Consider the following 20,273-nt stretch of genomic DNA (forward strand, 5'->3'; position numbering starts at 1 on the left):
AATTATACTTTGTGTTTGTTTTTCAGTTTATAAACGTACGCCAGGATCTCTGCTACGGCACGATAGAGGTCTGCAGGAATGAATTCGTCTTCCTCAGCCGTCGCATAAAGAGCCCGGGCTACAGGTACATTCTCTACAATAGGTATGCCATACTGCTTGGCCAGCTCTTTTATTCTTAAAGCACGCAGCCGTTTTCCCTTCACCATTACTATAGGTGCATTACTTTTTTCGGGATCGTATTTCAGGGCAACAGCGTAGTGAGTCGGGTTGGTGACGACTACATCGGAAGCAAGAACCGCATGATCCATTCTTTTTTGCTGGCGGAGTTTCATTCCGAATTTTCTACGCTGACCTTTTACATGAGGGTCACCTTCCATCTGCTTGTATTCGTCTTTTACTTCCTGCTTGGTCATTCGCAGGTCTTTTTTATGTTGAAACTGCTGGTACACGGCATCAGCAATGGAAAGGACCAACAGTGCCGCCATAATCCGGGTTACAAATAAAAGGATGAACGAACCGGATTGGCTCATGCTGTAATCCAAAGGGGAGATGATGAATGAAACGAAATGATTTATATCGCTCCGCATGGTGAAGTAAGCGACAGTTAGGATGATGAACAGTTTCAGCAAACCTTTTACCAGCTCCACCAGTCCTTTGGTTGAAAAAATGTTCTTCAATCCTTTTAGCGGATTCATTTTGCTGCCTTTAAATTTCAGGGCATCAAAAGAAAAGACTCCACCTGTTTGCACCACATTCACGAGAACAGCCATTACAAGTAAGCTGATCATGGTTGGGGTTAGCATTTCCATACCGGCCCATAATGCATCCTGCAGGTAGCGTGTAGCTTCCTCCTGATCAGCGAAACCTCCACCCGCGTTCGAAAAGAAAGACTCGAACAGCTTGGTAAGCCGGTCACCGATTATACCACTCATCGCTACAAACGATATAATCGCTGTAACCATAAGGGCTACCGAGGAGACTTCCTTGCTGACGCTGACATTCCCTTCCTTCCTCGCATCATCGAGGCGTTTCTGGGAGGGTTCCTCCGTTTTTTCCTGATCTGATTTATTATCTGCCATGTCCCATAGGTATCAAAAACAGTACCACGGCTGCAGGCTTCATAATTCGGCTGATTTAACGGGGTTGGCAGGAAAGAGGAAGGACAAAAAATCCAGCTAACGGAAAACATTTCCCTAAAAGAGGAAGGGGTGGTAAGGGTACAACTTTTCCCGGTTCAGGAAATTCTTTCTATGGTATATGGTTGATACCTGAAGCAGCATTAATAGCCGATTCAGTACTCTAATAAGTGATTTAATGCTTCTTAAAACATCTCTAACGGCTGTTTCAGAAGCCTGCCTAGCGCCGAATTCAAGCACCTTTTCAACCGACTGGCACAGATTTTGTAATTCAACCCGTGAGAATCGCAGGAAATGTTCTCCATGGTTCTCGGCGGATTTTTGAAATCCTTAAATGATGATCTCAAACAGTTACAAATGATTGACAGATTATATACCCAAATGCAGGCGATGCAGGTTTTGAACCGGTCTCAGGAAATGACCGCGGACAACCTGTCGAATATTAATACGCCGGGCTTTAAAGGGACCAAAGTGTTTTACCGGATGTTTCAGGAGAACGTGAATGGGAAAACCATTTCAAAAAGTGTGCCCATGCAGCAGGTAAACCTGGAGCAGGGCGTTTTGGAGCCAACCGGTAATGAATTTGATATGGGCATTAACGGCGACGGCTTTTTTGTAGTGGAAGACAATGGTGAACAGTTTTTAACCCGCGACGGCCGGTTTCACCTTGATCCCGATGGATACCTGGTAAACAGTTCCGGTGCTAAAGTGATGGGAGATTCCGGCCCGGTTCAGCTTGCAGAATATATGCAGTCGAATGGAGAAACAGGCGGGAATGCCATGCTGGAAGTATCCAAAGATGGAACCATCCGGCTGAATAATAAAGCACAAGACCGTCTGCGCATAGTAAATGTGGAAGACCCGGCCATGCTTAACCGAAAAGGGAGTGCCTACTTCTCGGTGATGGACGAAAGCATGCTTTCGGAAGATAGCACCGGGACGGTGATGCAGGGATATTATGAAAAAGGAAATGTACAGCCCCTGACGGAGATGGTGGATATGATGAGAAACATGCAGGCTTTTGAAAGCCAGCAGCGGGCATTGAAAACAACCGATGAAATGCTTTCTCAGGTAACCACCCGACTGGGCAGATTTTAATTATCAAACAACAGAATAAACAACAGCATTATGTTTAGAGCATTAAGTACAGCCGCACTTGGAATGAGTGCTCAACAGCGATCGGTAGATAACATAGCCAACAACCTGGCTAACGTTGGAACCACCGGTTTTAAAAGAAGCACCATTGCTTTTCAGGATCTATTCTATGAAAACATCGCTTCTTCCAAGCTGGGCAACTCAGGAAACCAAAACTCAAGTGGCCCTTCGCTGCAAATAGGTCACGGTTCCCGTGCCGTTGCCACGATTCGAAACTTTATGCAGGGTTCGGTAGCTGAAACAGGCAATGCCCTGGATTTAGCCGTCAGCGGAGCCGGTTTCTTCCAGGTAGAACTGCCGGATGGTAACATCGGCTATACCCGCGACGGTAACTTCAGTCGCGATGCCACCGGGATGCTCGTAAACAACTCAGGTTTGCCCCTGGCCAGCCAGATTGAAATCCCAACCGACGCGGTGGCTATTGAAGTCTCCCAAAACGGAACGGTAACCGCCCTGATGGCCGGCGATAACACCCAGGTTGAATTGGGACAGATTGAACTGGCCAAGTTTTCCAATCCGGGCGGACTTGAAGCGCTCGGTGACAACCTGTTTGCAGAAACAGAATCGTCAGGCATGCCTTTTTTCGGTGAGCCGGGATCGGAAGGATTTGGGGTGGTTCGCCAGGGATACCTGGAACAGTCGAACGTAGATATTGTAACGGAAATGGTACGGCTTATTGAAGCACAACGTGCGTATGAGACCAATTCAAAAATGGTTCAAACCGCTGAAGACATGATGTCGGTAACTAACTCCATCAAACGATAAGACCCATAAGCAATCTATAGCATCGTGATACCGATACTCCTCATAATTTTTTCGTGCACCTCTGTGGTAGCGGGGCCGGCGTACCCCACTGCAACTGATGAAACCAGGCAGGTTATCATAGAGAAAGCACAGGAATCAATAGAGTCAACATTTGACCCTGAGGAGTATCGGTTCACTCTTTCTGCTCGGTGGATTCCCGGCAGTTTGTTAAAAGCCCAACCCGAACATGTACGCTCTGTTAAGCTGCAGGGTACGGTTGAACAATACACCAATTTCGAAGTGCTGTACCTGAATGGGAATACGATTGAACAAGTTCAGATACAGCTGAAAGTAGAAGCGGAACAAAAGCTTCCGGTCCCCAACCGAAGAATGATGAGCGGGCAAACCATTAAGCCGGGCGATTTAAGCTGGCGTTGGGTACCTGTAAGGATGGGAAGGGAGAAGCCGGTTCGGAATATGGAAGAGCTAGAGGGAAAGACATTGAGGAGAACTGTGAATCCGGGACAGCCGATTCATCATTCAGAGATAAGTACCCCTTTCCTGGTAGAAGCAGGAGAGGATGTTGACCTGATATTCACAGAGTTTGGAATACAGATTATCCTGACTTGTGAGGCTCGCCAAAACGGAGCCATCGACGAAGAAATTCAAATTTATTGCAAAGAAACACGAAACAAATACCTGGGCACAGTGAAAGGTCCGGGAGAAGCACTATGGCAAAAAACACATTAGTAAATCGAATCGTACCTGTTGTTCTTTTTCTCACGCTGCTGTTCTCCGGAACGGGCTATGCACAGAGTTCCCTGTACCGGGATGTGAAAGCAAATCAGGTGGGAGATATCATAACAGTGATACTGAAGGAAAGCACTTCCGGAAGTTCTACCTCCGATTCCAAACTTTCTACCAGCTCGGATGGATCAGCCAATGGGGCCATAAGCGGAAATTTTCTGCCATTTGAACCGACTTTTGGCTCAGGCGTGAATGTGAACTACGGTTCGGATCAGAAAAACCTTTCCAGTCAGCGCCAGTTACTCGAAGGCTATATAAGTGTTCAGATTGTTGAGGTGACCGATCGGGGAGACCTGATTGTAGAGGGTAACCGGATGACCGAGGTAAACGGTGAAGTTCACAAAATGTCGATTACCGGGACTGTTCGGCAGAATGATGTGGACAGTCGAAACCAGGTGCTTTCTTATCGCATTGCCAATGCCAATATCAGCTACCAGAAAATGGGCGGTATCAAAAAGAAAAAACAACACAAAGGCCTCCTGAAGAAAGTGGTGTTCACCGGCGTCACTCTCGGGATGGGAGCTGCCATGATACTGCGCGAACTACAACGATGAACAAGATTACAGAAGCAATCAACATGAAAAAGAATATACTCGCCCACATTATTGCAGCTGCTTTGGTATTCGGTTTATCCGTTCCGTTACAGGCGCAATCTAAGCTGGCTGACCTGGTAGAAATCCAAAATGCAGAACGCTCGGAACTGATCGGCTATGGGCTGGTTACCGGGCTGGACCGTACGGGTGACCGTTCATCCAGCAGCAGGGGATCGGTATTTACCGTACAGTCGATTGCCAACATGCTGGAGAACTTCGGGATTACCGTTGACGCTGAACGCCTCCGAACCCGAAATGTAGCCGCTGTGATGGTTACAGCTACCATTACTCCGTACCATGCTCCCGGTAGTGAAATTGATATCACCGTTTCCTCTTTGGGAGATGCAAGTAGTTTACAGGGTGGCGTCTTGCTTCAAACTCCGCTTTTTGATCCGGATAACGATGCCGTTTTTGCCAAAGCTCAGGGTCCGCTAATTGTAGGGGGAATAACGGCTGAAATTCCCGGCGCCCGCCTCAGCCAAAACCAAACATTGACGGCAACCATCCCAAGCGGGGGTACCGTAGAGCGAAACGAAGAATTCAATTTAAGTACCGAAGAACCTTTGGGGCTGGTCCTGAGAGAACCAAACTATGCCAATGCCCGGAATATGGTTGAAATCATCAACGAGACGTTTGATGAAGAGCTGGCTTCCATGCACCATCCGGGTTTGGTAAAAGTGAATTGGCCGGAAGCCTTCAGAGACCGCGGTACCATGAACGTTTTCACCAGCATTATTCTGGAGCAGGAAATTCAGGTTCAGTCTCCGGCTAAAGTAGTTATTAACGAGCGAACCGGAACCATTGTGGCCGGCGGTGAAGTGGTTATTGACGATGTAATGATTTCGCACGGAAATATTCAGGTGCGAACCCAGGTAACACCGTATGTGAGTCAACCACCGGCATTCAGCGGAGGGGAAACCCAGGTGTTGAATGTGCCGGAAGCGGGTATTAGTGAACAGGCGGCCCAAACCATTGTGCTGGAACCTGAGACGAATGTACAGCAACTGGCCGGTTCGCTGAACGCGCTGGGCTTAAGCCCGAGAGATATCATCTCGATTTTTCAGGCACTGGACAGAGCCGGTGTATTGCGTGGCAAACTCATTGTGATGTAGAAGAAAGACAAAAGGAAAAACATGAAAGTTGACGACTCTTTTTTAAACATAGCCCGAAATCAGGTTGATAAGAACAGAAGCCAGGATCTTCAAAAAGAGAAGGCGGCTACTGATTTCGAAGAGATTTTTGCAAAGCATTTGGTGAATGAGCTCACTAAAGATTCATTTAAGATGTCCGATAACGGCGGTATGATGGGACAATCGAATAATATGTACAGAAGCTTTATCACCGATGCTCTGGCGAGTGAACTCGCGGCTCAAAGAAAATTAGGAATGGCAGATTTGGTTTCCAGATACTGGGATCATTCTTCCGCATCCACCAAAAAGTAATTCAATAATTAAGAAACAAAGCAATGTATAACATATCCGATACCACTTCATTAGAACAGATAGCAGAATCGGTTGACCTGCTTCATAATTGCTCCAAACAGATTATAAAGGTGATGGAGGACCAAATTGATGCTATCATCGCTTCAAATGCGCTGAGAATTGAAGAGCTTTCCGAAGTGCATGGTAATCTGTCTAAACGATTTAAAATTCACGAGCAGGAATTCATCAGCGAACTATCCGCACTATTAGCTACTTCAGGAAGTACAGCACCGGTGCGGTTGGTGAGTCTTAAAGAGGTGTTTCCGGAGTCTGTATCTGATATAGAAAATTGGCACAAAACCCTCACCGCTGATACCAAAGAACTACAGCGTAAGCATAATCAGATTCTACAGCTGCTTGAGTTTGCGATGAGCCAAAATGCCCGCATGATGCAGTCTATGTATAGTGTTCATAATTCCAAAAACACACATTATGCACCTACGGGGCAACAAAAGGGAATTACAACAGGTGTAGCACTCAACCAGGAGATCTGATTATGCGCTCTCTATTTGAAATTTCTAAAAGTGGATTACGAAGTGCCGAACGTTCTCTTTCGGTTACCTCAAATAACATTGTAAATGCCGACACGAAGGGATATTCCCGCCAGCGGATCGACAAAACTCCGAACGGTATGAAGATGACCGGCTATAATACCGGGCTCGGGGTGAATATCTCGAATGTAACCCGTCTCCGAAACGAGATGAACGATGTGATGCTGAACGAAAAGCGGCAAAACATGTCGTTCATGCAGAGTAAAGCCCGGGTTTTTGAACAGCTTGAGGCCAGTATGGCTTCCGATTCAGGCAGCGATCTGGACCTGAGTATCAGCAATTTGCTGGATACTTTTTCTGAGCTGTCCACCGACCCGCAGGATATAAGCGTTAGAAACAGCCTGATCAGTGATGCCCGGCAATTGACGACTAAATTTAAGGATGTAAGCAGGAATATAGATCGCACCAGCGACCTTATTTTGGAGTCATCCAACAGCACTATTAATGCAATTAACGGCTTGCTGGGAGAGATTCATTCTCTGAATCAGACCATCGCTCAGGCCGATGCTGCCGGAGCTCCCGATAATACAAGTCTGGATCTCAGGGTGCGCAAGCTGGAGGAGTTGTCTGAGCTTACCGACTACGAAATAAGCGCCAACGATTCCAATGCCGTTGAATTACGCATTGGTGGGGTGAAGGTGCTGGATGCAGAAAAAGCAGATCACCTGAAAGCTGAAATCAACGATGTAGATAAAACCTACCAGATTCGGCTTGAGAGCGGGAAAACAGTGGAGCCTCAGGGCGGTCAGCTTGGAGCTGAGCTTGAGATGTATCAAACCGAAATACCCGCATTGAAAGACCGGCTGGATGAACTTGCATCAACCATAGTAACAGAGTTTAATGCCATTCACTCCGGCGGTTATGGGCTGAATGACAGCATAAGCCGAAATTTCTTCAACCCAACCAACACCACAGCTGATACCATCAGCCTGAACCAGGTTTTGGTGGATGACCCGACAAATATTGCGGCTTCTGATACCGCCGGTGAAGCCGGGAATGGTGAAACGGCACTTCAGATCGCAGAACTTCGCAGCCAGCAACTGATTGGCGGAAGAAAGCTGATTGATTATTCCGTGGATTTGATTACATCGGCCGGGAATAGCCTGAGCAGCCTTAACTCTCAGATAGAAGCCCGGGATTCCGAAATTCAGATGCTGACCACCCAGCAGGAGAGAGAATCGGGTGTGAATATTGATGAAGAGCTAAGCCTGATGATTCAATATCAAAATGCTTATCAGGGAGCGGCTAAAGTAATGTCGGCCGCACAGAATATGTACGACACACTCATCGGAATTTTGAGGTAAATCATGAGAATTACACAGAAAACTATTTTTGGAAACTTCATGCGCGATATCAATAAGAATCGCGGTGAAATGGCTAAGATTCAGTCAGACCTTTCCAGTGGAAAAGCAGTCAGGGTGCCATCACAAGACCCGGTTTCTTTTCAGAGAAGTCGGATTCTGACCGAAGACATCCGCAAGGAAGAGCAATTTCAGAGCAATATCGAAAGTGGCCTTCGGCAAAGCCGGTTGGCCCAGGATGCTCTTGATGAAACCATCGACCGGCTGATTGAGATTAAGGAAAAGGTTGTACAGGGAGCATCCAGCTCGTTGGGAGAAAGCAACCGGGCCAGTATGGCCGATTCCATTTCAGGCATCAGAGATAGCCTGATCAGTACATTGAACCTAAGCTACGGCGATCGTTATTTATTTGCCGGTACCAACAGCGGTGAAAAGCCTTTTGAACTGGACGGTACGGCCGTGGGTGGAGTTTCAAATGGAAGTAACAACAAATCGCCTAAAGTACAGGCCGGAGATGGTGTCAATATCGACATCAGTGTAACCGGTTCGGAAATCAGAAATACACCGGCGGGTGATCTTTTTGAGGTGATTGGAAATATTGAACAGGCTTTGCGAGATAACGACGTAACTGCTTTGAATAACCTGCTGCCTGATGTGGATGAGTCCATTGAACATGTGACGGATGTGACCTCAAGATTGGGGAATAATATCAACCGGATGGACTTTATGTTTGAACAATATGAAGCCACCCGAATTACGAAAGAAGCGGATATCAGTCGCTTGGTAGATACGGATTATGCCGAGGCGTTCTCGGATTTACAGCGGATTGAAGTAGCGTATGAGTCGGCAATGGCGGTTCATACCACTATGTTCAAAAATACCCTGCTGGATTATCTCTAAGCCTGAACCTTGAAAATAGAATCGGAATCAATAGCCATGAAAGAAGAAACTAAATACAAAGAGTGGATTGATTTGGTCGTTTACCTGACCGACATCAAATACCTGAATTCAAACAAGATTGCTGAATGGGATTCTATTTTCAACAGCATCAGGGTTGTTTGTCCCGACGAACGTCCGGATGAATTGGATGAACACATCGGATGGCGAATTTCTGAGAAAGAAGAACAGCGATCCGACATTTGGAATGAGATGCTGGCACAATCTGACAAAGAGTGGACCCTTTTTGTGGAAGATGATGAAGTCATTCAATTCAATGATTTTCCTAATGAGGCGGAGGTCCATGAAAAGAAATGGGCTCCGGCGCTGATTGTTCATACTCAGAATGAAAAGCTGTATCAGCATTATCAAATTCGCCTGGTTCAGAAAGGAAAAACCCAGGTATTTGATGGCAAGAATCTTCCGGATTGTACACGGTTCATTACCCAGAATGAAATTGGGTTGGCTTCCATGCCGATTATGATTGAAAGGAAAACAAATCCGGTACAGGAAGTAAACCCTTCGGATGAATTAACGCTTCAATCCTACTCTCCACAGTTATACCTGGTTCAGGGAGATCAGTATTTTAAAGAAGGGAAATATGTACATGCCGCGGCCCAATACCGTCAGTTACTTAAGAAAAACCGGTTGTTATCCTTTGATCGTTTAGGAGCGGTTAATGGATTGGCAAGCTGTATGGCCGAACAGTATAAATGGCCTCAGGCTTTGGCACTGACGGAGAAATCGCTGGAGGCAGAGCCACTGCAAAGTCTTCCTTACCTGATTCAGTTTAAAATCTTTCAGCTGCAAAAGAAATGGAAGCAAGCCTATCAGTCGCTGAATAGTTATTACGAACGACTTGAGCTTTATTCACTCGCCAACTTTGATGTGAAAATATCTGAAGAAGAGACCTTGATTAACCTGGCTGATCTTGCATTGAAATCCGGTTTAAGGGAAGAAGCCTCCAAACTGCTGAACGAACTTTTTGCTGTTAAAAACGGAGAGGTGGACCGCACTTTTCTGCGTCAGCTTTTAGTGCTGTCGATTGAACTTACAGACTTCGAAAAGTCGGAATTTTTCTTCAACAAAATGTTTGAAGATGAGGTAGGATCCGGGACCATGGACGATGAAATCAGGGAAGAGCTCAACGATTACATGACCATGTTTATGCAAAATGAGTGGCATGAGTTTGTGTATGAGTTGTATTGGGAACTCTACAATTCAAACCCGCAAATCGATGAATACCGGCGCAGACTGATTGTGGCATCCGTTAAGACCAACCGAGTAGAACAAGCCCAGAAGTTAGTAGCAAAAGTAGCCTGATTGCTTGCTTGTTACCCGGTTACATAAAACGGGTCATCCTGAGCGCAAGAATGCTGAAATAGGGCCGGGATAGTAATCGCGAAGGATCTTTGCCGCGAAATACTTGGTAAGTAGTTCTTCATTGCTCAGCTTTGAACGACATTCATGGTAACCCTGATACCAACCCACTTACAGAATTCCATCTAAAGTGTGTATAATTTTGATATCGCTTTTAGCTCTCAGTTAGAATCGTTAATATTATCACGTGAAAATTTCTGCAACATATCGCTTCATTGCATCTTTGCTAAGCCTGAGCATATTCATTGGTGTTTCACTTCCGTCCGGCTTGCACGCCAAAGACTTGGAAGAATGTGATGCCATGGAAACCATGCATGCTGATCATCAAATGCCTATGACCATGATGGCGGGACACGATGACTGCCCCATGGAGCATCAGCACAAAAATGAGGAGGCAAATCCTGCCATATCAATGGTAGGAATGCACGATTACGGTTTTGCCTGTGCCTGCAGTATCGAAGAAGCACCGGTTAAAACCGAAGCGCCTGTTTTCCAAAAAGTGAAAGCAAAGGTTTTAGCTGTTGTTCAGGTTATTGCGGAAGATCATACCACTAAAACTGAATCCGACAACCACGCTATTCAAACTTCGGATTCCTATTCACCACCACCCATCTTTTTAGCCAACGAGACTTTTTTGATTTAGGGATCGGTACATCTTTTCTACCCTAAAGTCATGATTGTGAGGGTAAGGATCATAATTCATTTACCAACTTTTTGTGGATAAATGGACAGCATGATTTTGATAAAGCCTTAATGACTTTTCTCTTAACAATCCCTTTTAAAACTACCGATTCAATAAAAAGAACTCATACTAAACAAAACCATCCGGTTTTTCCTGGAAAATAAACTGATAGCTGTATTGCTGGTACTACTGCTGGCGGGATGGGGACTAATTACCTCACCGTTTGATTGGAATCTGGATGCCCTCCCGAAAGATCCGGTTCCGGTAGATGCCATTCCAAACCTGGGGGAGAACCAACAAATTGTATATACCGAATGGGCCGGGCAGTCTCCCCAGGATATTGAAGATCAGGTAACCTATCCTCTCACAACGCAGTTACTTACTGTTCCCGGAGTGAAAACCGTTCGAAGCACTTCCATGACCGGGCTTTCCAGCATCTATGTGATTTTTGAAGAAGATGTGGAGTTCTACTGGAGTCGTTCCCGCATTCTGGAAAAGCTGAATTCATTACCCGCGGGCACTTTGCCGGAAGAAGTGCAGCCGGCATTGGGGCCCGATGCAACCGCGCTTGGGCAGGTTTTTTGGTACACCCTGGAAGGACGTGATGAAAACGGCAATCCGGCCGGAGGCTGGGATCCACAGGAATTGCGATCACTTCAGGATTTCTATGTAGGATATGCCCTATCCGGTGCGGAAGGAGTGGCTGAAGTGTCTGCTATTGGGGGGTATGTGAAGGAATACCAGGTAGATGTGGACCCAAACAAAATGAAGGTTTATGGGGTCACTCTTTCGGATGTATTTGAGGCTGTTCGAAACAGTAATGTGGAAACCGGAGCGCGAACACTGGAGTTGAATAATGCCGAATACCTGGTAAGGGGATTGGGATACATCAAAAGCCTGGACGACCTTGAGTCGGCTGTGGTAAAAGTGGTGGATAACACTCCTATTCGAATTCAGGACGTGGCTTTTGTAACGATGGGTCCGGCACAGAGACGAGGAGCTTTGGATAAAGCCGGAGCAGAAGCCGTTGGAGGTGTGGTCGTGGCAAGGCAAGGAGCCAACCCACAGCAGGTGATCGATAATGTAAAGGCAAAGATTGAAGAACTTTCAACAGGCCTTCCCTCAAAAACACTCGAAGACGGATCCACGTCAAAAGTTACGGTAGTTCCTTTTTATGATCGTTCTGAACTGATTTCAGAAACACTGGGCACACTGGAGGAAGCACTGACCCTGGAAATACTGATTACCATCATCGTAATCGTAATAATGGTAATGAACCTTCGCACTTCGGTGTTGATCTCAGGTATGCTTCCGCTTTCTGTTTTGATGTGTTTTATCGCAATGAAATATTTTGGGGTGGATGCCAATATTGTCGCGCTTTCCGGTATTGCCATTGCCATTGGTACGATTGTAGATATGGGGGTGATCCTTTCTGAGAATATGCTTCGCCATATGGAAGAAATGGATGAAGGGGAGTCGCTTCTGGAAGTGATTTATACCGCTACGGTTGAAGTAGCGTCAGCGGTAATTACGGCGGTTACAACAACTATTGTAAGTTTCCTGCCGGTATTTACGATGATTGCAGCGGAAGGTAAACTATTTAAGCCTTTAGCTTATACAAAAACGTTCGCGCTAATTGCCTCCATCATTATTGCAATTACTCTTATCCCGCCTTTTGCACACTGGGTCTTTGGCTTAAAAATCCGAAACAAAAACATCAAGCTGGGCTGGAACGGATTATTGGTAGTTAGCGGATTAGTTATCCTATTTACGGTATCAGGGTGGGCCGGATTGTTAATTCTCGGGTTTGGACTGATTAACGGAGCCGGCTATTTCCTTGGAGAGAAATATCAGCAGCGCATTCCTTTATTAAATAATGCACTTTCTGTTACAGTAGTCACATGGTTGCTGACCGAGTATTGGTTGCCATTTGGTCCTTCCGTTTCATTTGCAGGCAACCTGACTTTCATTATTCTACTGATTGGTATGATTCTTGTCAGTTTCTGGCTGATTATCAAATACTATAACCAGCTTATAGGATGGTGTCTCGATCATAAAAAGACCTTTCTTGCTATACCTTCTACTTTGGTTTTGGTTGGAGTGATGATATGGCTGGGTTTTGCAACGGTTTTTGGATTTGTAGCCAAAGGCTTTGATTCGTTGGGGGTGAATATCCGTACCACTTCGGTGTGGACGGCAGCCAGCCATACCTTTCCGGGATTGGGAGAGGAATTTATGCCCGCTCTGGATGAAGGCGCATTTTTGCTAATGCCCACCACAATGCCTCACGCCGGTATAGAGGAGGCCAAAGACGTGATGCAGAAGATTGATATGTCTGTGGCATCTATCCCTGAGGTTGAAACGGTAGTTGGAAAGATGGGGCGGACTGAGTCAGCTCTGGATCCGGCACCTATTTCCATGTTTGAAAACGTAATTCTCTACAAGTCAGAATACAAAACCGATGAAAGCGGTCGCCGGATTCGATTCAAAGTAAACGAAGACGGAAGCTACGCACGGGATGAAAATGGGCAGCTTATTCCAGATTCTGACGGCGAATATTTCCGCCAGTGGAGGGATGAAATTCAATCACCGGATGATATCTGGAATGAAATTGTCGAAGCCTCCCGGCTTCCGGGGAACTACTTCTGCCCCTAAACTTCAACCTATTCAAACACGGCTGGTGATGTTACAATCCGGTATGCGTGCACCTATGGGGGTGAAAGTAAAGGGAGACAATCTTCGTGAAATTGAGAGTTTTGGATTGAAACTGGAGGACGTACTTCGGAGAGTTCCCGGGGTGAAGGCGTCATCGGTTTTTGCCGAACGAATTGTCGGTAAGCCCTATATCGAAATTGAATGGAACCGGCAAGCGCTGGCTCGTTATGGACTCTCGATGCAGGAGGTTCAGCATTTTGTTACCGCCGGTATTGGCGGAATGCCCGTATCCAGGTCGGTAGAGGGAAGAGAGAGATACGATATCCGTGTCCGTTTTGCACGAGAATTAAGAGGCGATCCGGAATCACTTTCAGAACTGCTGGTGCCAACCAAAACCGGAACCCAGATTCCTCTGGGGCAGCTGGCTGAAATTCAATACCGACAAGGGCCTCAGGCAATCAAAAGCGAAGATACTTTTCTTGTGGGCTATGTGATTTTTGACAAAGTAGATGGTTTTGCCGAAGTGGAAGTAGTTGAAAATGCCCGGCTGGTTATTCAGGATCGTATTGACTCAGGAGAACTGACGATACCGGCTGGTATTAACTTCGAATTTGCCGGTAATTATGAGAATCAGGTTCGGGCTGAACGAAGACTGAGTATCATCTTACCGATTGCTCTGGTCTTGATCTTTCTGATTATGTATTTCCAATTTAAATCGGTGGCTACCACAGGAATGATCTTTACCAGCATTTTTGTGGCCTGGGCGGGCGGGTTTCTACTGGTCTGGTTATACGGTCAGGGCTGGTTTCTGAATTTTGAAATATTCGGACAAAATCTCCGCAACGTGTTCCAGATGGGTACTGTAAATCTGAGTGTGGCTGTCTGGGTGGGCTTCATTGCACTTTTTGGAATTGCAGCAGATGGCGGAGTGGTAATGGCTACCTACCTTGACCAACTGTATGATCGCAGGAAGCCAGCAACCATAGGCGAACTTAAAGAGGCGGTTGTTGAAGCAAGCTCTCGTCGGATTCGTCCTACGCTAATGACTACCGCTACCACAATTCTGGCACTGCTTCCGGTACTCACCTCAACAGGACGAGGAGCTGATATCATGGTTCCAATGGCCATCCCAAGTGTGGGGGGAATGTTACTTCAGATTATCACCCTGTTTGTTGTGCCGGTACTGTACTTCATATGGAAGGAATTCAAAATCAAAAGAATATCGAACATTGAATCATAAAACTATGAAATCAGAACTTTTAAATAGAATAGCGCTAGCGACGCGCTTGTGCGGTGTTTTAATTACATCTCTTAGCTTCAAGCGAGACGCTTGGAGCAGACTGGTAGGGCCTGCGAATTATTTGCGGCTTCTGTCATTAGCGTTACTGATCCCGGTGTCGGTAACTGCCCAAAGTATTGAAGACTACCAACAAATGGCTGCCGAGAATAACCCGGAAGTCCGCGCTGCATTTCAGCAATATCTTTCCAGCATGGAGGTAGAATCCCAAGTGGGGGCATTACCTGATCCGGAAGTGGCTTTTGCTTATTTCATTAGCCCGATTGAAACCAGATTGGGGCCACAGCAAGCGCGCATCTCACTAACCCAGATGTTTCCGTGGTTTGGAAGCCTCTCTGACCACCGATCAGTATCGGAAGTGCGGGCAAAAGAACAGTACGAAGTGTTTCGGGAAACCCGGAACCGATTGTTTTTTCAAACTGAAAAATCGCTGCTCGAACTTTATGAACTCGAACAAAGCTTATCGATTGCTAAAGAGAATCTGGACATCCTGAATTCACTGGTGGAGATCAGTTTACGACGATATGAAACTGATCAGGCTTCCCAGGTAGATGTGTTAAGGGCTCAAATCGAACAGGAAGACTTGAAAACGCAAATTGCTCTGCTTGAAGACAACCGGGAAGTGTTGATCAGGAAAGTGAATGAGCTTTTAAATGCTAAGGTAGAGCAGGAAGTCACCCTGCCGGATACGTTAATTCCCCAAACGGATATAGAAAGTGAGTCGGAACTGAAGAATCAATTGATACAGCAAAATCCGGCCTTAAACCGGCTTCGGTACCAGGAAGATTCAGCGCGCGAGATGAAAGCACTGGCTGCAAAAGATGGAAAGCCATCTTTCGGGATAGGAGTGGATTACATTTTTACCGGTGAGCGATCCGGTGTTACCAATCTTACCGATAATGGCAAGGATGCTATCATGGCCCGTGCCAGTTTCAAAATCCCCCTATTCCGAAATAAATATAACGCTAAAGTGAACCAGGCGGAGCTGAATATACAAGCGGTACAGTCCCGGATTATCGATAAAGAGAACAAGCTGGAAACCGATCTGACCTCTTCGTTAAGAGATTTTTACGATGCCCAACGCCGATATGAATTGTACGACCAGAAACAGATTCAGCGGGTAAATCAGGCACTGAACATTATGACTCAGAAATATGCTACAGACAGTTCCAATTTTGAAGAAATTCTTCGCATGCAACGCAAGCTTCTTGACTACCAACTCAGCCGTATTCAGGCTTTGGTGGATATGCAGGTTTCATCGGCGTATATCGATTATTTGACCGGAAAAAATAACATCAATCTTAATAAATAGATGTAAGATGTGAGATTTGAGTATCAAGATAAAAACTTCTCAAATCTTACATCTAATATCTTAGATCTCACTACTATGAAAACTAAAAACATACTTATTTACTCTGCACTTATACTTGGAGGGCTCTTACTTGGCTACCTCTTTTTTGGAGGAAGTTCAGAACCACAGACACTTGAAGAGCATATTTCAGAAACTCATACCAATGAAGAGGGGGAAATAGTGTACACCTGCAGCATGCACCCTCAAATCAGAGAGAATGAACCTGGCAATTGCCCCATTTGTGGGATGGAGCTCATACCGGCCGGTGATTCTGAAAGCGGAGCCTTGGAAAATGAGTACACCCTTACCATGACCAATGCGGCCGTAAAGCTGGCTGAGATCCAGACCTCTTTGGTTGAGTATGGAGATGCAGTTCACACCTTTACACTTCCGGGGAAAGTAGTTGAGAATCAGAATAATGTATCGAGCGTGACGGCGCATTTTCCCGGACGAATTCGTGATTTATATGTGGATTATGAAGGGACTTTTGTGCAAGAAGGCCAAAAAATGGCATCGGTTTACTCACCCCAGCTTATTGCAGCACAGCAAGAACTACTTGAAACCGTAAAATACAAGGAGCAGAACCCTCGATTATATGAGGCAGCGAAGCAAAAACTGAGACTTTGGGAGTTTCCGGAAAGCACAATCAACGCAATTGAGAGAAGCGGAGAGATTATGACCGAACTGGATTTCTTCTCTCCGGTAAGTGGTTACGTTTCCGAAGTTGCTATTTCGAGAGAAGAGCACGTTATGGAAGGCGGATTGATGTATCGGGTTGTAAACCTGTCTTCGGTTTGGGTGGATTTCCAGGCCTTTGAATCTAACGTGGCCAATATTGAGGAAGGAGATAACGTACAGTTTTCGGTTGAAGCTTTTCCGGGACAGCAGTTTGAGGCTGAAGTAATTTACGTGGATCCTTTTCTAAATAACGATTCCCGATCAGTAACGATCCGAACCCGAATTGAGAATCCCCGTTCTATGCTAAAGCCCGGAATGCTTGCAAGGGCTAATATTCGATCCGAAGTCTCTGAAGGTGAGGCCCTATTGGTGCCCCGCTCAGCAGTAATGTGGACCGGAAAACGTTCCATCGTTTATGTTCAGGTACGGGGGACTGATACACCAACCTTTGAAGCCCGCGAAGTGGAAATCGGGCAGCGTGCCGGGGAATATTATGTGGTAGAATCAGGATTGCAGCAAGGTGAGTTAGTTGTTACCAACGGCACCTTCAAAATTGACAGTGCCGCCCAGCTTAATGATAAACTCAGTATGATGAACCGAGAGCCCGGAGCCGGTGCCAATCGTTCTGCACATGATCATGGAGGTATGGAAATGGACATTAGTGGTGATTCAGAAGATATGGATCATACCGAGCATCAAACAATGCAGTTGATGTCAGCGGATTCAGATACCACCCATAAATCAGTTCATCAACATAGCACCCATTTGGATAAGCTGGTTGAAAATTATTTGAAAATGAAAACTGCGCTAACTCAAGACAATCTTGATCAGGCTCTAATCCATTTTCAGGCGTTTGCTAAGGAGGTAAGAACCAGTTCCGAAATGAACAAGCACGAGGAGCATGCTCAGAAACATGCCGTGCATCACCATGCGATGCTGGAAGCTGTAAGTAAGGCCGAAAAGGCCTCTGATATCAAATCCTTTCGTTCAGCTTTTAAAAAAATATCTGCTGAGCTAATAACGGCTTTAGAAAATCAGGGCTATGAAGGAAGCTTATTTAAGCAATACTGCCCAATGTATGAGGTAGGAAGTTCATGGATTAGCGACAGCGAGGAGATCAAAAATCCATTTTATGGAAGCCGGATGCACAACTGTGGAGAAACGGTTGAGCAACTTTAGAGTAATACTTACAATTTTGAACTTAAAATTTTATTAATCTAAACAAAGGAGCTGAAAATGATACCTGAGTGGTTACCTAATATTCACCCGCTTGTAGTGCATTTCCCCATTGCTTTACTTGCAGGGGCTGTGGTTGCAAATTTTATCACCTTCTTTATTTCAGAAAAATGGTGGGATGAAACAAAGAGTACCATCCTTTATGTAGCAGGCACGCTGTTCGCCGGGATCACCTACTATAGTGGTACATTAGCTGCAGATAGCGTCTTTTTACCTACAGAAGCACAATCTGTATTAAGCGAGCACGCCGACTGGGCAGAGTACCTACTTTGGTTCTTTGTTATATACACTCTATTGAGAATCGCCTTTCACTGGTTTGATCTTTTTGAAAAGAAGAGCTTTAAGATCATTGCATTAATTACAGCGCTTCCGGGATTATTTATGGTGTTTGAAACCGCGGAGTACGGTGGTAAAATGGTATATGGCTATAGAGTCGGAACCGGTCAATTATTGCAACAAGAAGAAGCAGCCCTATCTGAAGTCACCGACAGTACTACAACGGTTCCATCCTCTTTTATCACTAAAGAAAATGGAGGCTGGACCTGGGAGATCAACTCAAATTCAGTCAGTGATCTAATCACTAACTTTCACTGGGTGGAAGGTTCTTTACAGGCATTAAAGCCAACTATAACTTCAAGCGGTAATCCGTTATTACAGCTTCAGGCTTCCGGGCAAGCAAATCTATTTGTAACCCATCAATCATACCAAAACATACAAGTTGATTACTACCTCAATCTGGATGATTTAGATGGAGAAATAGAACTCATTCATCACCTGCAGGATGCAGATAACTATGATTTTGTTTCACTGAATTCGGATGGGATTATTCGTCAGGGCAGAATCCAGAACGGTGAAAGAACCATTTTCGAAGAAGGCACCTATGAAACCGATGGGCTGTTATTTCTACGGGTAGTGGCAGATGAGACTCACTTTCGCGGATACATTAACAGAGAAATGAAAGTGCACGGCCACGGAGATGCCCCCGAAAGTGGGGCAGTGGGTATCAAATTTGTTGGCAGTGGATCTCTTCTCATATCTAAAATTGAAATGACAAAGCTATAAAAATAAATCGGACTTACGATGAATGAATTCATACAACTCTACGGCGAATCAACAAAAACAGCACTTGGGTTTTTCTGGAAATCGGGCTGGGCTTTTGTACTTGGCTATTTTGTATCAGGAATGATTCAGGCTTTTGTGCCCAAGGGTAAACTAACCAAATATATGGGAGGCGGAGATTTTAAAAGTATCTCTCTATCTACCTTTTTTGGGGCTGCCTCATCTTCCTGTTCCTTTGCCGCATTGGCCGCCGCCCGGGCTCTCATCAAGAAAGGGGCACATTTTATAGCCGGTGTGGCCTTTATGTTTGCTTCCACGAACCTGGTTATAGAGCTGGGAATACTCATCCTTATTTTTCTGGGCTGGCAATACCTGGCCGCAGAAATAATTGGCGGATTAATTCTGATAGCCATCAGTACCGTGCTTATCAAACTTACGTATCCGGAAAAGTGGATGGAAGCAGCACGGAAGAAAGTGGAGGATGAAGGCGAAGAGATAGAAGAAGAATTTGACTGGAAGAAGCGCATCAAAAGTAAAGAAGGATGGCAGCTGGTAGGGCATAAATTCGTAAATGACTGGAAGATGGCTTGGGAAGATATCCTTATAGGATTTACCATTGCCGGCTTTGTAGCTGTTTTAGTGCCGGAAATGTTCTGGAGTTCATTGTTCTTGGTAGATGCTACCGGGATACCGGAATGGGTAGTAGCTGTTGAAAATGCCCTGATTGCTCCGTTTGTGGCCGCTTCTACTTTTATCGGTTCTATGGGTAATATCCCTCTTGCAACCGTTTTAAGCGAAAACGGAGTGCTGTTTGCAGGTATCATGGGATTTATCTATTCCGACCTTATGGTGCCGCCTCTCGTTCACATTAATGCTAAATACTACGGTTGGAGAGTGGCGCTGTATATAGCCGGCATCATGTTCATCAGTATTGTACTGACGGCATTAATCCTTAATGGACTTTTCAGCTATCTGAACATCATCCCTGAAAGTCAGCGGGTGGTTTCTGAAATCACGCAGTTTAAAATTGACTATACCTTTTGGATGAATCTGGTGTTTGTCTGGATTGCCGGTTGGTTGGTGTATCAGAATAAGGCTTATCTGAAAGATCATTCCATGAAAATGATGAAGATGGAAGGCGGGGGTAAGATTAAATCTTTCATGGTTGGTTTATTTATTCTGATAAACCTGATCGGGCTCACAGCATTCATTTTTAACTCATTGATATAAA

16 protein-coding genes and 1 pseudogene are annotated in these 20,273 nt (G+C 45.4%); 16 read left to right on the forward strand and 1 reads right to left on the reverse strand.

Annotated elements, in window-relative coordinates; genetic code table 11:
- Positions 1-2: 2 nt before the first annotated feature.
- On the reverse strand, positions 3-1,079 hold the full coding sequence (gene flhB, locus JJ941_RS02970; RefSeq protein WP_290962182.1) for a flagellar biosynthesis protein FlhB: 1,077 nt from the start codon (positions 1,077-1,079) through the stop codon (positions 3-5).
- Between the two features lie 414 nt (positions 1,080-1,493).
- On the opposite strand from flhB, the gene JJ941_RS02975 reads away from it, so the two are divergent.
- From JJ941_RS02975 to JJ941_RS03055, 16 genes and pseudogenes are all read left to right on the forward strand, one after another.
- Complete coding sequence (locus tag JJ941_RS02975; RefSeq protein WP_290962184.1) at positions 1,494-2,234, forward strand: flagellar hook basal-body protein; 741 nt, start codon at positions 1,494-1,496, stop codon at positions 2,232-2,234.
- Positions 2,235-2,264: 30 nt separating this feature from the next.
- Positions 2,265-3,056, forward strand: a complete 792-nt coding sequence (flgG, locus tag JJ941_RS02980; protein ID WP_290962186.1) for a flagellar basal-body rod protein FlgG — start codon at positions 2,265-2,267, stop codon at positions 3,054-3,056.
- A gap of 24 nt (positions 3,057-3,080) precedes the next feature.
- The gene (flgA, locus tag JJ941_RS02985; protein WP_290962188.1) at positions 3,081-3,785 is read left to right on the forward strand and encodes a flagellar basal body P-ring formation chaperone FlgA; all 705 of its coding nucleotides are present in this window, start codon (positions 3,081-3,083) and stop codon (positions 3,783-3,785) included.
- Positions 3,767-4,396, forward strand: coding sequence for a flagellar basal body L-ring protein FlgH (locus JJ941_RS02990; protein ID WP_290962190.1), 630 nt, complete (start codon positions 3,767-3,769; stop codon positions 4,394-4,396). Before flgA ends, JJ941_RS02990 begins: the two co-directional genes overlap by 19 nt.
- Positions 4,397-4,419: 23 nt before the next feature.
- The gene (locus tag JJ941_RS02995; protein ID WP_290962192.1) at positions 4,420-5,547 is read left to right on the forward strand and encodes a flagellar basal body P-ring protein FlgI; all 1,128 of its coding nucleotides are present in this window, start codon (positions 4,420-4,422) and stop codon (positions 5,545-5,547) included.
- 21 nt (positions 5,548-5,568) lie between these two features.
- Complete coding sequence (locus JJ941_RS03000; protein WP_290962194.1) at positions 5,569-5,877, forward strand: hypothetical protein; 309 nt, start codon at positions 5,569-5,571, stop codon at positions 5,875-5,877.
- Between the two features lie 23 nt (positions 5,878-5,900).
- On the forward strand, positions 5,901-6,410 hold the full coding sequence (gene flgN / locus JJ941_RS03005; protein ID WP_290962196.1) for a flagellar export chaperone FlgN: 510 nt from the start codon (positions 5,901-5,903) through the stop codon (positions 6,408-6,410).
- Between the two features lie 2 nt (positions 6,411-6,412).
- Positions 6,413-7,771 (forward strand): flagellar hook-associated protein FlgK, encoded by a 1,359-nt coding sequence (flgK, locus tag JJ941_RS03010; protein WP_290962198.1) that lies wholly within the window; start codon positions 6,413-6,415, stop codon positions 7,769-7,771.
- A gap of 3 nt (positions 7,772-7,774) precedes the next feature.
- On the forward strand, positions 7,775-8,668 hold the full coding sequence (flgL, locus tag JJ941_RS03015; RefSeq protein WP_290962200.1) for a flagellar hook-associated protein FlgL: 894 nt from the start codon (positions 7,775-7,777) through the stop codon (positions 8,666-8,668).
- 36 nt (positions 8,669-8,704) lie between these two features.
- Positions 8,705-10,027 carry a hypothetical protein gene (locus JJ941_RS03020; RefSeq protein WP_290962202.1) on the forward strand — a complete coding sequence of 441 codons (1,323 nt, stop codon included), beginning with the start codon at positions 8,705-8,707 and terminating at the stop codon, positions 10,025-10,027.
- Between the two features lie 244 nt (positions 10,028-10,271).
- Positions 10,272-10,727, forward strand: a complete 456-nt coding sequence (locus JJ941_RS03025) for a hypothetical protein (RefSeq protein WP_290962204.1) — start codon at positions 10,272-10,274, stop codon at positions 10,725-10,727.
- Between the two features lie 165 nt (positions 10,728-10,892).
- Positions 10,893-14,661: pseudogene (locus JJ941_RS15275) on the forward strand (efflux RND transporter permease subunit).
- A 121-nt stretch (positions 14,662-14,782) separates the two neighbouring features.
- Positions 14,783-16,030, forward strand: a complete 1,248-nt coding sequence (locus tag JJ941_RS03040; RefSeq protein ID WP_290962210.1) for a TolC family protein — start codon at positions 14,783-14,785, stop codon at positions 16,028-16,030.
- 75 nt (positions 16,031-16,105) lie between these two features.
- Positions 16,106-17,926: an efflux RND transporter periplasmic adaptor subunit gene (locus JJ941_RS03045; protein WP_290962212.1), complete on the forward strand. Its 1,821-nt coding sequence runs from the start codon at positions 16,106-16,108 to the stop codon at positions 17,924-17,926.
- A 57-nt stretch (positions 17,927-17,983) separates the two neighbouring features.
- Positions 17,984-19,045, forward strand: a complete 1,062-nt coding sequence (locus JJ941_RS03050; RefSeq protein WP_290962214.1) for a DUF2231 domain-containing protein — start codon at positions 17,984-17,986, stop codon at positions 19,043-19,045.
- Positions 19,046-19,063: 18 nt separating this feature from the next.
- Positions 19,064-20,272: a permease gene (locus JJ941_RS03055; protein ID WP_290962216.1), complete on the forward strand. Its 1,209-nt coding sequence runs from the start codon at positions 19,064-19,066 to the stop codon at positions 20,270-20,272.
- Position 20,273 lies beyond the last annotated feature (1 nt).

Origin of the sequence: Gracilimonas sp. (genome assembly GCF_017641085.1) — a bacterium.
Lineage (GTDB): Bacteria > Bacteroidota > Rhodothermia > Balneolales > Balneolaceae > Gracilimonas.